The sequence below is a fragment of the Noviluteimonas caseinilytica genome (assembly GCF_018406605.1).
Lineage (GTDB): Bacteria > Pseudomonadota > Gammaproteobacteria > Xanthomonadales > Xanthomonadaceae > Noviluteimonas > Noviluteimonas caseinilytica.
The window spans coordinates 254,941-267,295 of sequence record NZ_AP024545.1; the positions used below are offsets into that span (position 1 = coordinate 254,941).

The 12,355-nt window shown below is 67.1% G+C and carries 9 protein-coding genes and 5 tRNA genes; 3 read left to right on the plus strand and 11 right to left on the minus strand.

The annotated features are described in order from the left end of the window. The first annotated feature begins 6 nt into the window (after window positions 1-6). The 3 genes from gloB (at window position 7) to LYSCAS_RS01355 (ending at window position 2,820) form a co-directional block, all read left to right on the plus strand. On the plus strand, window positions 7-771 hold the full coding sequence (gloB, locus tag LYSCAS_RS01345; protein WP_213435257.1) for a hydroxyacylglutathione hydrolase: 765 nt from the start codon (window positions 7-9) through the stop codon (window positions 769-771). Next, window positions 768-1,970 (plus strand): lytic transglycosylase domain-containing protein, encoded by a 1,203-nt coding sequence (locus LYSCAS_RS01350; protein ID WP_213435258.1) that lies wholly within the window; start codon window positions 768-770, stop codon window positions 1,968-1,970. The genes gloB and LYSCAS_RS01350 overlap by 4 nt, the downstream gene beginning before the upstream one ends. A gap of 64 nt (window positions 1,971-2,034) precedes the next feature. Further along, on the plus strand, window positions 2,035-2,820 hold the full coding sequence (locus LYSCAS_RS01355; protein WP_213435259.1) for an enoyl-ACP reductase FabI: 786 nt from the start codon (window positions 2,035-2,037) through the stop codon (window positions 2,818-2,820). Window positions 2,821-2,892: 72 nt separating this feature from the next. Here the strand turns inward: LYSCAS_RS01355 and LYSCAS_RS01360 are convergent, their stop codons facing one another. From LYSCAS_RS01360 to LYSCAS_RS01410, 11 genes are all read right to left on the minus strand, one after another. After that, on the minus strand, window positions 2,893-4,863 hold the full coding sequence (locus LYSCAS_RS01360) for a SurA N-terminal domain-containing protein (protein WP_213435260.1): 1,971 nt from the start codon (window positions 4,861-4,863) through the stop codon (window positions 2,893-2,895). Between the two features lie 128 nt (window positions 4,864-4,991). Next, a tRNA-Asp gene (locus LYSCAS_RS01365) sits at window positions 4,992-5,068 on the minus strand. Window positions 5,069-5,149: 81 nt separating this feature from the next. Next, window positions 5,150-5,224, minus strand: a tRNA-Val gene (locus tag LYSCAS_RS01370). 15 nt (window positions 5,225-5,239) lie between these two features. Then, the gene (locus LYSCAS_RS01375) at window positions 5,240-5,512 is read right to left on the minus strand and encodes an HU family DNA-binding protein (protein WP_213435261.1); all 273 of its coding nucleotides are present in this window, start codon (window positions 5,510-5,512) and stop codon (window positions 5,240-5,242) included. 176 nt (window positions 5,513-5,688) lie between these two features. After that, the gene (gene lon / locus LYSCAS_RS01380; protein WP_213435262.1) at window positions 5,689-8,109 is read right to left on the minus strand and encodes an endopeptidase La; all 2,421 of its coding nucleotides are present in this window, start codon (window positions 8,107-8,109) and stop codon (window positions 5,689-5,691) included. 303 nt (window positions 8,110-8,412) lie between these two features. Next, complete coding sequence (clpX, locus tag LYSCAS_RS01385) at window positions 8,413-9,699, minus strand: ATP-dependent Clp protease ATP-binding subunit ClpX (protein WP_213435263.1); 1,287 nt, start codon at window positions 9,697-9,699, stop codon at window positions 8,413-8,415. Window positions 9,700-9,817: 118 nt separating this feature from the next. After that, on the minus strand, window positions 9,818-10,444 hold the full coding sequence (gene clpP, locus LYSCAS_RS01390; protein ID WP_213435264.1) for an ATP-dependent Clp endopeptidase proteolytic subunit ClpP: 627 nt from the start codon (window positions 10,442-10,444) through the stop codon (window positions 9,818-9,820). A 34-nt stretch (window positions 10,445-10,478) separates the two neighbouring features. Further along, entirely contained in the window at window positions 10,479-11,774 is a 1,296-nt protein-coding gene (tig, locus tag LYSCAS_RS01395) for a trigger factor (RefSeq protein ID WP_213435265.1), read from the minus strand. A gap of 131 nt (window positions 11,775-11,905) precedes the next feature. Continuing rightward, window positions 11,906-11,987 (minus strand) — tRNA-Leu (locus LYSCAS_RS01400). 67 nt (window positions 11,988-12,054) lie between these two features. After that, window positions 12,055-12,130: transfer RNA gene (locus LYSCAS_RS01405), tRNA-Lys, on the minus strand. Window positions 12,131-12,172: 42 nt separating this feature from the next. Then, window positions 12,173-12,249: transfer RNA gene (locus LYSCAS_RS01410), tRNA-His, on the minus strand. Window positions 12,250-12,355 lie beyond the last annotated feature (106 nt).

The following is a 12,355-nucleotide window of genomic DNA, read 5'->3' on the forward strand; positions in this document are numbered from 1 at the left end:
AACACGATGCAATTGCGGCCGCTGTCGGCGTTCGAGGACAACTACGTCTGGATGCTCCAGGACGCATCGGGCGCGGGGCTCGTCGTCGACCCGGGGCAGGCCGCGCCGGTGCTTGCGGCGATCGATGCGGGCCTGCAATTGCGCGGCATCCTGCTCACTCACCACCACAACGACCACATCGGCGGCGTGGCGGAATTGCGGGCGCGCGTGCCCGGCATCCCGGTCATTGGGCCCCACGACGAACGCATCACCACCGCCACGCAGCGCGTGGGCCAGGGCGACGTGGCACGGGTGGACGACTGGGTCTTCGAGGTCCATGAGATTCCCGGCCACACCGTGAGCCACATCGCATTCCACGGCCATCAAGTCTTGTTTTGCGGGGACACCCTCTTCAGCCTCGGCTGCGGCCGCCTGTTCGAAGGAACGCCCATGCAGATGCTGGATTCGCTGGACCGCCTCGCCCGCCTGCCGGGCGACACGCGCGTGTGCTGCGGCCACGAGTACACGGTGGGCAACGCGGCGTTCGCGCTGGTGGTCGACCCGGACAACATGGCCCTGCGGGCCCGCGCCGTCGCGGCACGCGATGCGTGGCTCGCCGGGCGTCCCACCCTGCCCTCCACGCTGGCGGACGAACGCGCCTGCAATCCGTTCCTGCGCGTGGATGCGCCGGCGGTGCAGTCGGCCGTCGCGCGCCACGTGGGGCAGTCACCGCGCGATCGCGTGGACGCCTTCGCCGGGCTGCGGCGCTGGAAAGACGGGTTCCGCGCATGACGTTGCGCTTGCGCGCAATGCTGGCCCTGTCGTGCGCGCTCGTCGCGGCGCCCGCCGCACGTGCGGCGCAAGAGATCCCGAAAACCCCGCCGCGCGAAGACGTCGTCCTCGATGCGGCCGACACCACGCCCACCACCCGCAGCGGCCGCGAGATCTACCGCCTGTTCCGCGAAGGCCTGGCCGATCCGCAATGCCCGGCCGGCGGCGGCAGCACTCGCTGGCGCGCGCATTTCGCCGGCGCCCCGGGCCGCATGGCGAGCGAGCGCGACGACGTGTTGCCGTTGTTCGGTTACGTCGTCGACAAGGTGCGCGAAGCCCACCTGCCCACCGAATACGCGCTGATCCCCTTCGTGGAGAGCGGCTACAAGCCCGGCGCGCGCAGTCCCGGCGGGCCGGCGGGCCTGTGGCAGTTCATCGCGCTCACCGCGCGCAACCACAACGTGCCGGTGCGCGCGGGTTACGACGGACGCCTGTCGCCGGTGGATGCCACGCAGGCCGCGGTGCGTTACCTCAAGACGTTGCACGGGATGTTCGCGGGCGATTGGCGCCTGGCGGTGATGGCGTACAACGCGGGCGAATACCGCGTGCTCGGTGCGTTGCGCCGCAGCGGGCAGAACGCGCGCAACGCGAAGCCCGAAGCCCTCGTCGGCCTGTCGCCGATCACGCAGGCCTACGTGCAGAAACTCCGCGCGCTGTCGTGCCTGCTCGAACAGGCCGACGATCGCGAGGAATGGTTGCATGCGCTCGATCGCCCCGTCGTGCTGCTCGATGCACAGGTGTTGCCGGCCGATGCGCATTCGCTCGACGACTGGTCGCGCGCGCATGGCCTGGAAGCGGCGAGCGTGCGGCGCATGAATCCGGCATTCGAAGGCGGTCGCATCGTGCGCGCGGATCGCGCGCTGCGCGTGCTGGCGCCGATGGAACGCGCAAACGACACGGTGATCGCATCGGTACCGACGCCGACGGCCGAGTCCGCGCCGGTCGCGCTCCCCGTTGCGAATGCCGTGGTGGCGGCCACGCCGCGCTCGCACACCGTCGGCCGCGGCGACTCGCTGTGGTCGATCGCCAAGCGCTACGGCGTGGAGACCCGCGAACTCATCGCGCGCAACAAGCTCGACAAGGGCGCGCGCCTGAAACCCGGGATGGTGCTGAAGATCGACGCCGAACCCACCACCACGGCCGCCGCGGCTGGCCCCTGAGGCGCGGCGCAGGCACACTAGCGCCCCCGCCGGCGCGACCGGCGTGCCACGTTCCGGAGGGTCCATGGGTTTCCTGCAGGGCAAACGCGCGCTCATCACGGGCATCGCGAGCCAGCGTTCGATCGCCAGCGGCATCGCCGAAGCGATGCACCGCGAAGGCGCCGAACTCGCTTTCACCTACCAGAACGAGAAGCTGAAATCGCGCGTGGAAGACGCGGCGAAGGAATTCGGCAGCGACATCGTGATCCCGCTGGACGTCGCCGACGACGCGCAGATCGCGGCGTGCTTCGAAGCGCTGGGCAAGCGCTGGGACCACTTCGACATCCTGGTGCATGCGGTGGCGTACGCGCCGCGCGAGGCGATCGAGGGCGAGTTCCTCGACGGCCTGACGCGCGAGAACTTCGCGATCGCGCACGACATCTCCGCCTACTCGCTCGCCGCGATGGCCAAGGCCGCGCGCCCGATGATGGCCAACCGCAACGGCGCGATCGTCACGCTGAGCTACCTGGGCGCCGAACGCGCGCTGGCCAACTACAACGTGATGGGCGTGGCGAAGGCGAGCCTGGAAGCGACGGTGCGCTACCTCGCGCTCAACCTCGGCCCGGAAGGCACGCGCGTCAACGCGATCTCCGCCGGCCCGATCAAGACGCTCGCGGCCGCGGGCATCGCCAACTTCCGCAAGATGCTGGGCCATGTCGAAAGCTACGCGCCGATGCGCCGCAGCGTGACGATCGACGACGTGGGCAACGTCGCCGCGTTCCTGTGCTCGGACCTCGCGGCGGGCGTGACGGGCGAAGTGACGTACGTCGACGCGGGTTACAACATCCTCGGGATGACCGGGATCGAGTAACGCGCTGCGTTCGATGCGGCAAAAAAAAGCCCGGCATCGCCGGGCTTTTTCATGCGCGAAGTTCCGCACCGATCAGAGGCGGTCTTCCGCGATGTCGACCTGCATGCTCTTGCGCATGTCGTCGATGAAGGCCTTCGCATCGCCCGTGCCCGCCCACTGCGACAGCTGCTGCTGCCACAACAGGCGATCCTGCAACGACGCTTCGTTCGCGCGGCCCGGCACCACGGCCGTCACCGCGAACACCACGGTGCTGCCGTTGCGCAGCGTGGTCTTGCCCGGCGTGGCCTTGCCCATGGCGGGCGCCGGCACGCTGAACATCGCTTCGGTCGTCGCCGGATCCGGCATCGGCGCACCGCGCTTGAGCTCCGGCGCGTTGACGGCGACGAGTTGTTCCGCCGTGGCGACCTGCGCGAGCGGCGTGCCCGCGCGCACCTTCGCGATCATCGCGTCGGCGCGGGCCTGCACGGCCTTCGCCGCGCGTTCGCTGCGGATGGCGGCCACGATCTGCGCACGCACCTGCGCGACCGGCAGGTCGTGCTCCGGCAGGTGCTGCGTGACGCGCAGGACGACGCTGTGGTTCGGGCCGATTTCGATGAGGTCGCTCGCGGTGCCGTCCTGGATGGCCGATTCCTGGAACGCGGCGCGCTGCACGGCCGCATTGCCGGCGATGCCGGCGCCGCCACCGCGCGAGAACGGACCGAGCGTCTTGACCGGCAGCTTCATGCTGTCGGCGGCGGCGCGCAGCGCGGTGGGATTCTTGTAGACCGCATCGATGAACTTCGTGCCGAGGTCGGTGAACGCGTGTTCGCGGTCGGCGTCGGCCTGTTCGCGCGCGAGCTGGTCGCGCATGTCTTCGAACGAAGCCTGCGAACCTGCCTTGGCTTCGCGCACCAGGATCACGTGGTAGCCGAACTCGGTCTTGACCGGGCCGCGCACTTCGCCGGGCTGCATCGCGTACACGGCGTCTTCGAACGCCTTGGACGGCATGCCGCCCTTGCCGACCCAACCGAGGTCGCCGCCCTGCGCCTTGCTGATGTTGTCGTCGGAATCGGCGCGCGCGAGCGCGGCGAAATCCGCACCCGGCACCTTCGCGTCGGCGGCGATCTTCGCGGCCTTCGCTTCGGCGGCCTTCTGCGTGGCGGCATCGGCGTTGGCCGGCACGGCGACGAGGATGTGCGAGACCAGGCGCTGTTCCTGGCCGGCCAGGCGCGCCTTTTCGTCGGCGTAGCGCTGGCGCAGCGTCGCTTCGTCGGCCGGCGGCACCGGCATGGACGCGGCGTCGAGTTCGACGTATTCGATGGTCACCTGTTCCGGCGCGCGGTAGGCGCCGCGGTGCGCGCGGTAGAACGCATCGATTTCCTTGCCGGCGACCGGGCCGGTGTCGGGCGCGGCCGGCGGCAGCTGCACGTAGGTGACCGAACGCTGTTCGCCGGTGAGCGTGATCAGGCGATCGACTTCGCTCTTCGTCGCGAATGCGGACTCGGCGAGGCTTTCGGGCAGCAGCGCGACCTTCTCTTCGCGACGCGTTTCGTTCTCGATCTGCGCTGCGGTCTGGCCGCTGCGCGAGAGTTCGAAGAGGTACCGCTCGCGGCTGAACTTGCCGTCGACCTGGTAGGCCGGCGCCGTCGCGATGGCCTGCGCCACGCGGTCGTTCGACACGGCGATGCCCGCGCGGTCGGCGGCCATCTCCAGGACCTTGCGGTCGATCAGCTGGTCGAGCAGTGCGCGCTTGTTCTCGGGCGTGTCGAATGCGCGCGCGTCGTACTGGTCGCCCATCTGCTGGCGCTGGCGCAAGCGGGCGTTCTCGAACGCCGTGCGGAAATCCTGCGTGCTGATTTCTTCGCGCTGCCACAGCGTGGACGCCGGCCAGAACGTCGGCGCGCCTTCCCACCACGTGGGCGGGGCTTCGACTTTCGCGGCCCAGGTTTCGGTGCGGCCCTGCATGTACTGCTCGACGCCGAAGAACGCGAACGGGATGGTCAGCAGGCCCAGGATCACGGAGGCGATCCAGCCGGAGGTCTTTTCGCGGAGTTTCTGCAGCATCTTTGCGGGTGTCGCCTTGGGTGCGAGCCGCGCAGTTTAGCCGCTTCCGGCGCGGTGCGCGGCAGTGGGCGGGCCCGTGGCCCGGGGCAAAAAAAAACGCCCTTGCGGGCGCTTTTTCCTGGAACTAGTGGCGGAGTGGACGGGACTCGAACCCGCGACCTCCGGCGTGACAGGCCAGCATTCTAACCGACTGAACTACCACTCCGCGGAGCCCGAAATCATACAGGACGCGTTTTGCGCGATGCAACACTTCGGTGAAAACTTTCCAACGAAACCTGCGACGAGGTGGTGGGTGCTGAGGGGATCGAACCCCCGACCCTCTCCGTGTAAAGGAGACGCTCTACCGCTGAGCTAAGCACCCGGCCGCGCGGATCCGTCAGTTGACCGCATCCTTCAGCGCCTTGCCGGCTTTGAACGCCGGGTTCATCGAGGCGGCGACCTTGATCGTCTCGCCCGTGCGCGGATTGCGGCCTTCGCGTGCAGCGCGCTGGCGCACGGCGAACGTGCCGAAGCCCACGACGGTGACGGTATCGCCCTTCTTCAGGGCCTTGGTGATCGCGGCGATGACCGCGTCGACGGCGCGGCCGGCATCGGCCTTCGTCAGTTCGGCGCCTTCAGCGATGGCATCGATCAATTCGGCTTTGTTCATTGCTTGACTCCCGGATGGAAACGCTTGGATTGCGGGACCGGGACAGCCCGGTGCGATGCGCGGATTTCGCGCATCGCATCGATGAAGGTCCCCGGTCGACGATGCCTTGGCGCGAGACGCGGCTTCGGCGGACGCGGGTCGTTATACCAGCGGGGTTTTTCAGTGGCAACGAAGAATCAGTGCGTGATGTCCGGCTGTGCGGCCGGCGGTTCCGGCTCCACGACCGGCACCCCACCCACGCTGCCGGCCGTGCTGGGGGCCAGCGGACGTTCGAGCGCGATGTCCAGGACCTCGTCGATCCAGCGCACCGGGACCAGCTTCATGGCCTGCGTGACCGACTTGGGGAGGTCCGCCAGGTCCTTCCGGTTCTCCTCCGGGATGATCACGGTGCGGATGCCGCCGCGCATGGCCGCCAGCAATTTCTCCTTGAGGCCGCCGATGCCCAGCACCTTGCCGCGCAGCGTGATCTCGCCCGTCATGGCGACGTCGTTCTTGACCGGGATCTTCGTGAGCGTGGACACGAGCGCCGTGGCCATCGCGATGCCGGCCGACGGACCGTCCTTCGGTGTCGCGCCTTCGGGCACGTGCAGGTGGACGTCGAAACGCGTCAGGAAATCCAGGTCGATGCCGAAGCGCTCGGTGCGCGCGCGCACGACCGACAGCGCGGCCGACGCCGATTCCTTCATGACGTCGCCCAGCTGGCCGGTGAGGATCAGCTGGCCCTTGCCCGGCACCAGCGTGGATTCGATCTGCAGCAGGTCGCCGCCGACTTCCGTCCACGCCAAGCCCGTGACCAGGCCGATTTCGTTTTCCGCTTCCGCGCGGCCGTAGTCGAAGCGGCGCACGCCGAGGAACTTGTCGAGGTTCTTGCCGCTGACGTTGACCGCGCCGGCCTTCTTCTTGGTCGGGCCGGCGAGCGCGAGTTCCTTGACGACCTTGCGCGAGATCTTCGCCAGTTCGCGCTCGAGGTTGCGCACGCCGGATTCGCGCGTGTAGTAGCGCACGATGTCGCGGATGGCGCTCTCGGAAATCTTGAGCTCCTCGGGCTTCAGGCCATTGGCCTTGAGCTGCTTGGGCACGAGGTAGCGCATCGCGATGTTGAGCTTTTCTTCCTCGGTGTAACCGGGGATGCGGATGACTTCCATGCGGTCCAGCAACGGGCCCGGGATGTTGAGCGAGTTGGACGTCGCCACGAACATCACTTCGCTCAGGTCGAGGTCGACTTCGAGGTAGTGGTCGTTGAAGGAGTGGTTCTGCTCCGGGTCCAGCACTTCGAGCAGCGCGGACGAGGGATCGCCGCGGAAGTCCATCGACATCTTGTCGATTTCGTCGAGCACGAACAGCGGGTTCTTGCTGCCGACCTTGTTGAGGTTCTGCACGATGCGGCCCGGCATCGAACCGACGTACGTGCGGCGATGGCCGCGGATCTCGGCTTCGTCGCGCACGCCGCCGAGCGACATGCGCACGAACTTGCGATTCGTCGCCTTGGCGATCGACTGGCCCAGCGAGGTCTTGCCCACGCCCGGCGGGCCGACGAGGCACAGGATCGGGCCCTTGAGCTTCTGCACGCGCGCCTGCACGGCGAGGTATTCGAGGATGCGTTCCTTGACGCGCTCCAGGCCGTAGTGATCGGCGTCGAGCACGTCCTGCGCCACCTTCAGGTCCTTGCGGACCTTGGTGCGCTTCTTCCACGGCACGCCCAGCAGCCAGTCCAGGTAATTGCGCACGACGGCGGCTTCGGCCGACATCGGCGACATCTGCTTGAGCTTGCCCATCTCCGCGCGCGCCTTGGCCTCCACGGCCTTGGGCATGCCGGCTTCGGCGATCTTGCGCGCGAGTTCGTCCAGGTCGTTCGGCGCGTCGTCGATCTCGCCGAGTTCCTTCTGGATCGCCTTCATCTGTTCGTTGAGGTAGTACTCGCGCTGGCTCTTCTCCATCTGCGACTTCACGCGGCCGCGGATGCGCTTCTCGAGCTGCTGCACGTCGATCTCGCCGTCGACCAGGCCGACGAGGAGTTCGAGGCGGCCGCCGATGTCCAGCGTTTCGAGCAGCTTCTGCTTGTCGGCCATGCGCACGCCGAGGTGCGCGGCGATGGTGTCGGCCAGGCGGCTGGGATCATCGATGCCGCTGAGCGTCTGCAGCAGTTCCGGCGGCAGCTTGCGATTCGTCTTGACGTACTGCTCGAACAACGACATCAGCGAACGCGCGACCGCTTCGACTTCGCGCGTTTCGCGCGCGGATTCGGAATCGACGACGGTGCCCTTGCCGGACAACGCGCCGTCCTTCTCTTCGACATCGGTGACGCGCGAACGCGACAAGCCTTCGACGAGGACCTTGATCGTGCCGTCGGGAAGCTTCAGCAACTGCAGCACCTGCGCGAGCGTGCCGATCTCGTGCAGATCCTTCGCACCCGGCGCGTCGGTGTCGGCGGACTTCTGCGCGACCAGCAGGATGCGCTTGTCGGCTTCCATCGCCATGTCGAGCGCGCGAATCGACTTATCGCGCCCGACGAACAACGGAATGACCATGTGCGGAAACACCACGACATCGCGCAGCGGCAGCACCGGCAGGTCGAAGGTTTCGGCGGTTGCGGTCATGGGTTCTCCAGGTGGTTCGAGGGGTGCGGCACGTGCCAGACCTTACGGGCCGGCGGGTCAATGCGATGCGCAGGGCGACCGCAGCCACGGTTATGGGGCGTGGGCCCAAGGGATGCAAGCGCCCGCACGTGCAAGCGTGATGGCGCGCGAAGCCAGCTATGTGAAACAGCGGCTTGCCGCGCGGATGGCGGCGATCTTCGGCGAACGTGCTCGGGGCGGCCGACCCATGCGGGCGGCCGTGGCCGGGGGCCCGCCGACGGGCGGGCGGCGGCTGCGCCGGGCGGTGGTGCCCGGCGGTTGCGCTTACTCGGCGCCAGCGGCCTTCGGCGTGGCGGCGGGCGTCTGGTAGATCAGGTACGGCTCGGACTTGTGCTCGATCACCGACTCGTCCACGACGACCTTGCTGACGTTCTCGAGCGACGGCAGTTCGTACATCGTGTCGAGCAGCACCGACTCGACGATCGTGCGCAGGCCGCGTGCACCGGTCTTGCGCTTGAGCGCCTTGCGCGCGATGGCGCTGAGCGCATCGGGACGCAGTTCAAGCTCGACGCCTTCCATCTCGAACAGCTTGCGGAACTGCTTGCTGATCGCGTTCTTGGGCTCGGTGAGGATCTTCATCAGCGCGGCTTCGTCGAGTTCCTCGAGCGTCGCCACGACCGGCAGGCGGCCGACGAACTCGGGGATCAGGCCGAACTTGATCAAATCTTCCGGCTCGACATCGGACAGGATCTTGCCGACGTCCTGCTTGCGCTCGGAGCTCTTGACCTTCGCGCCGAAGCCGATGCCGCCGGCTTCCGTCGAACGCTGCTGGATGATCTTGTCCAGGCCCGCGAACGCACCACCCACGATGAAGAGGATGTTGCGCGTGTCGACCTGCAGGAATTCCTGCTGCGGATGCTTGCGACCGCCCTGCGGCGGCACGCTGGCGATGGTGCCTTCGATGAGCTTGAGCAGCGCCTGCTGCACGCCTTCGCCCGACACGTCGCGCGTGATCGAGGGGTTTTCGCTCTTGCGCGAGATCTTGTCGATCTCGTCGATGTACACGATGCCCTGCTGCGCCTTCTCGACGTCGTAGTCGCACTTCTGCAGGAGCTTCTGGATGATGTTCTCGACGTCCTCGCCGACATAGCCGGCTTCGGTCAGCGTCGTCGCATCGGCGATGGTGAACGGCACGTTGAGCAGGCGCGCCAGCGTTTCGGCGAGCAGCGTCTTGCCGGAGCCGGTGGGGCCCACGAGCAGGATGTTCGACTTCGCCAGTTCGACGTCGTCGTTCTTCTGGCGGCTCTCGATGCGCTTGTAGTGGTTGTACACCGCGACCGCGAGCGTCTTCTTCGCACGCTGCTGGCCGATGACGTACTGGTCGAGCACGTCCAGGATCTCGCGGGGCTTGGGCAGGTGGCTGCGGGCCGACTGCGCCTTCTCCTCGAGTTCCTCGCGGATGATGTCGTTGCACAGCTCGACGCATTCATCGCAGATGAACACGCTCGGGCCCGCAATCAGCTTGCGGACTTCGTGCTGGCTCTTCCCGCAGAACGAGCAATACAGGATCTTGTTGCTGTCGCCGGATCGGCCCTGACGGTCTTCGCTCATTCCCCACACCTGCTGCGGCCACTCGGAAGCGGCCCGAGAATAGCATTCGCGGCCCGGATTGCCACCGAGCCGGTCATGCCGGACAAAATAGGTTCCAAGTGCTGTCTGGCCAGGGGGCTCAGGCGGCCTGGATCGAGTCTTCGGGGCGCCGCTCGAGGACGGAGTCCACGAGGCCGTATTCACGTGCAGCTTCGGCGCTCTTGAAGTTGTCGCGCTCGGTGTCCCGGGCGATGGTTTCGAGGGCCTGGCCGGTGTGCTTGGACAGGATCTCGTTGAGGCGCTGGCGCAGGGTCAGGATTTCACGGGCATGGATGTCGATGTCCGTGGCCTGGCCCTGGAAGCCGCCGAGCGGCTGGTGGATCATCACGCGCGAGTTGGGCAGCGCATACCGCTTGCCCTTGGCGCCCGAGGCGAGCAGCAGGGCGCCCATCGAGGCAGCCTGGCCGACGCAGATCGTGCTCACGTCGGGCTTGATGTACTGCATGGTGTCGTAGATGGCCATGCCCGCCGTGACGATGCCGCCCGGCGAGTTGATGTACAGGCTGATGTCCTTTTCGGGGTTTTCGGCCTCGAGGAAGAGCATCTGCGCGACGATCACGTTGGCCACGTGGTCGTCGATGCCGCCCACGAGGAAGATCACCCGCTCCTTGAGCAACCGCGAATAGATGTCGTACGCGCGCTCGCCGCGGCTGGTCTGTTCGACCACCATCGGCACGAGGTTCAGGGCTTTCGTTTCGTGGCTCATGTCGTCTCTGTTGTTCGGTAGGGGCGCGACCAGCTTACTGCCGGATCGCGTCCTGGAAGGATAGCCCCTGCTCCGTGTGCTGGGCGCGCTCGGCGATCCAGTCGATCACCTGCTCTTCCATCACGCGGTTCTGCAGTCCGGACATGAGCTGGGGATCGTTGCGATACAACTCAATGACCTGCTCCGGCTCTTCGTACGTGCTGGCGATGAGGCGCATCGTCTCGTTCAGTCGCTTGGGCTCGAGCTTGAGCTCGTTGCGGCGCGCGATCTCGCCGACCAGCAGGGCCACCAGCACGCGCTTGCGCGCGGCGTCCATGAACGGGCCCGGCGCCGGGTCGAAGTTCTGGCCCTGGCGGCGGGCCTGCTCGACCATGCCGGCGGCCATCGAACGGGCTTCGTTCTCGACCAGGCGCGGCGGCATCTCGACGTGGCTGTAGGCGGCGATGAGCTGCTCGCCCACTTCCTTGCGCAGGCGCTGCATCAGCGCGCCCTTGAGCTCGCGCTCCAGGTTGCTGCGGATCTCGGTGCGGAACTGGTCCGGATCACCCGACTTGACGCCGAAGCTGCGGATGAACGCACCGTCGACTTCCGGCAGCACCGGCTCGGACACCTCGAGCACGTGCATGTGGACCTTCACCGTCTTGCCGGCGAATTCCGTGATGCGCCAGTCTTCCGGGAACGCGACCTCCACGTCCTTCTCGTCGCCCGGCGCCATGCCGATGACGGCTTCCTCGAGCTGCTGCAGCATCGCGTTGGAACCCACGACGGTGCTGCCCTTCTCGGCGCCCTCGGCCGGGCGGCGCACGCCGTCGACCTCGGAATAGTTTTCCATCGTGACCAGGTCGTTCGCCTTGGCGCCGCGCTCCACGCGCGTCCAGCTCTGGCGCTGCATGCGCAGGTTGTCGATCATCTTGTCGATGTCTTCATCGCCCACTTCGGCGGTGTTGCGCACCACCTGCAGCTTCTCGACCTCGATGTCGCCGAAGTCCGGCACCACTTCGAACGTGGCGACGTAGGCCAGCTCGCCCTCGCCCGCAGCGTCGGCGCTCTGCTCGATCTGCGGGTTGCCCGCCAGGCGCAGCGCGTTTTCGCGGATGGCGCTGTCGAAGCTTTCGCGCAGCATGCCGTCGAGGATCTCGGCGCGCACCTGCGTGCCGTAGCGCTGCTCGATCACCTTGGTGGGCACCTTGCCGGGGCGGAAGCCCTTGATGCGTGCGGTGCGCGCGATCTCGCGCAGGCGGCCGCCGACCTGGGTGTCGATCCGTTCCGCCGGCAGGCGGAAGGTCATGCGGCGCTCGAGGTTGCCAAGGGTTTCGACCGAGACTTGCATCTGCTGGGAACTCTTTATCTGAAGGGAGAAGGCCCGGGGCTGCGAGGCCCCCGGCGGAACGCGGTAGTTTGGCCGAAGTCGGGACCGCCCGCCACCGGCGCGTCGGGCAACGGGCACCGGGCCCGCGTGAATGCGAAAGGCGGGACTCGAACCCGCACGCCTTGCGGCGCTGGAACCTAAATCCAGTGCGTCTACCAGTTCCGCCACTTTCGCGTGGGCGGCATTGTGCCCTTCCGGAAAGAAAAAGGCCCCTGGCGTTTCCGCCAGGGGCCCCTCGGATTGGTGGGCCGTCAAGGATTCGAACCTTGGACCTATTGATTAAGAGTCAACTGCTCTACCAACTGAGCTAACGGCCCGAGCGGCGCGCATTGTAATCAATGCAGCCGATAAAACGAAAGTGGGGTGGCTGAGGGGACTCGAACCCCCGACAACTGGAATCACAATCCAGGACTCTAACCAACTGAGCTACAGCCACCATTGAAGCACCGGACGCAAGCGCGCGAACGGCCGGCTATTTTTCAGGACTCCACCCCGCGATGCAAGCGCCGCGCGCGCCGGATGCGCCCCGATGAACGCCAGCA

Bases quoted from the DNA above. Each gene is read 5' to 3' on its own strand.
- gloB (WP_213435257.1), top strand. From the start codon at position 7: ATGCAATTGCGGCCGCTGTCGGCGTTCGAGGACAACTACGTCTGGATG.
- LYSCAS_RS01350 (WP_213435258.1), top strand. From the start codon at position 768: ATGACGTTGCGCTTGCGCGCAATGCTGGCCCTGTCGTGCGCGCTCGTC.
- LYSCAS_RS01355 (WP_213435259.1), top strand. From the start codon at position 2,035: ATGGGTTTCCTGCAGGGCAAACGCGCGCTCATCACGGGCATCGCGAGC.
- LYSCAS_RS01360 (WP_213435260.1), bottom strand. From the start codon at position 4,863: ATGCTGCAGAAACTCCGCGAAAAGACCTCCGGCTGGATCGCCTCCGTG.
- LYSCAS_RS01375 (WP_213435261.1), bottom strand. From the start codon at position 5,512: ATGAACAAAGCCGAATTGATCGATGCCATCGCTGAAGGCGCCGAACTG.
- lon (WP_213435262.1), bottom strand. From the start codon at position 8,109: ATGACCGCAACCGCCGAAACCTTCGACCTGCCGGTGCTGCCGCTGCGC.
- clpX (WP_213435263.1), bottom strand. From the start codon at position 9,699: ATGAGCGAAGACCGTCAGGGCCGATCCGGCGACAGCAACAAGATCCTG.
- clpP (WP_213435264.1), bottom strand. From the start codon at position 10,444: ATGAGCCACGAAACGAAAGCCCTGAACCTCGTGCCGATGGTGGTCGAA.
- tig (WP_213435265.1), bottom strand. From the start codon at position 11,774: ATGCAAGTCTCGGTCGAAACCCTTGGCAACCTCGAGCGCCGCATGACC.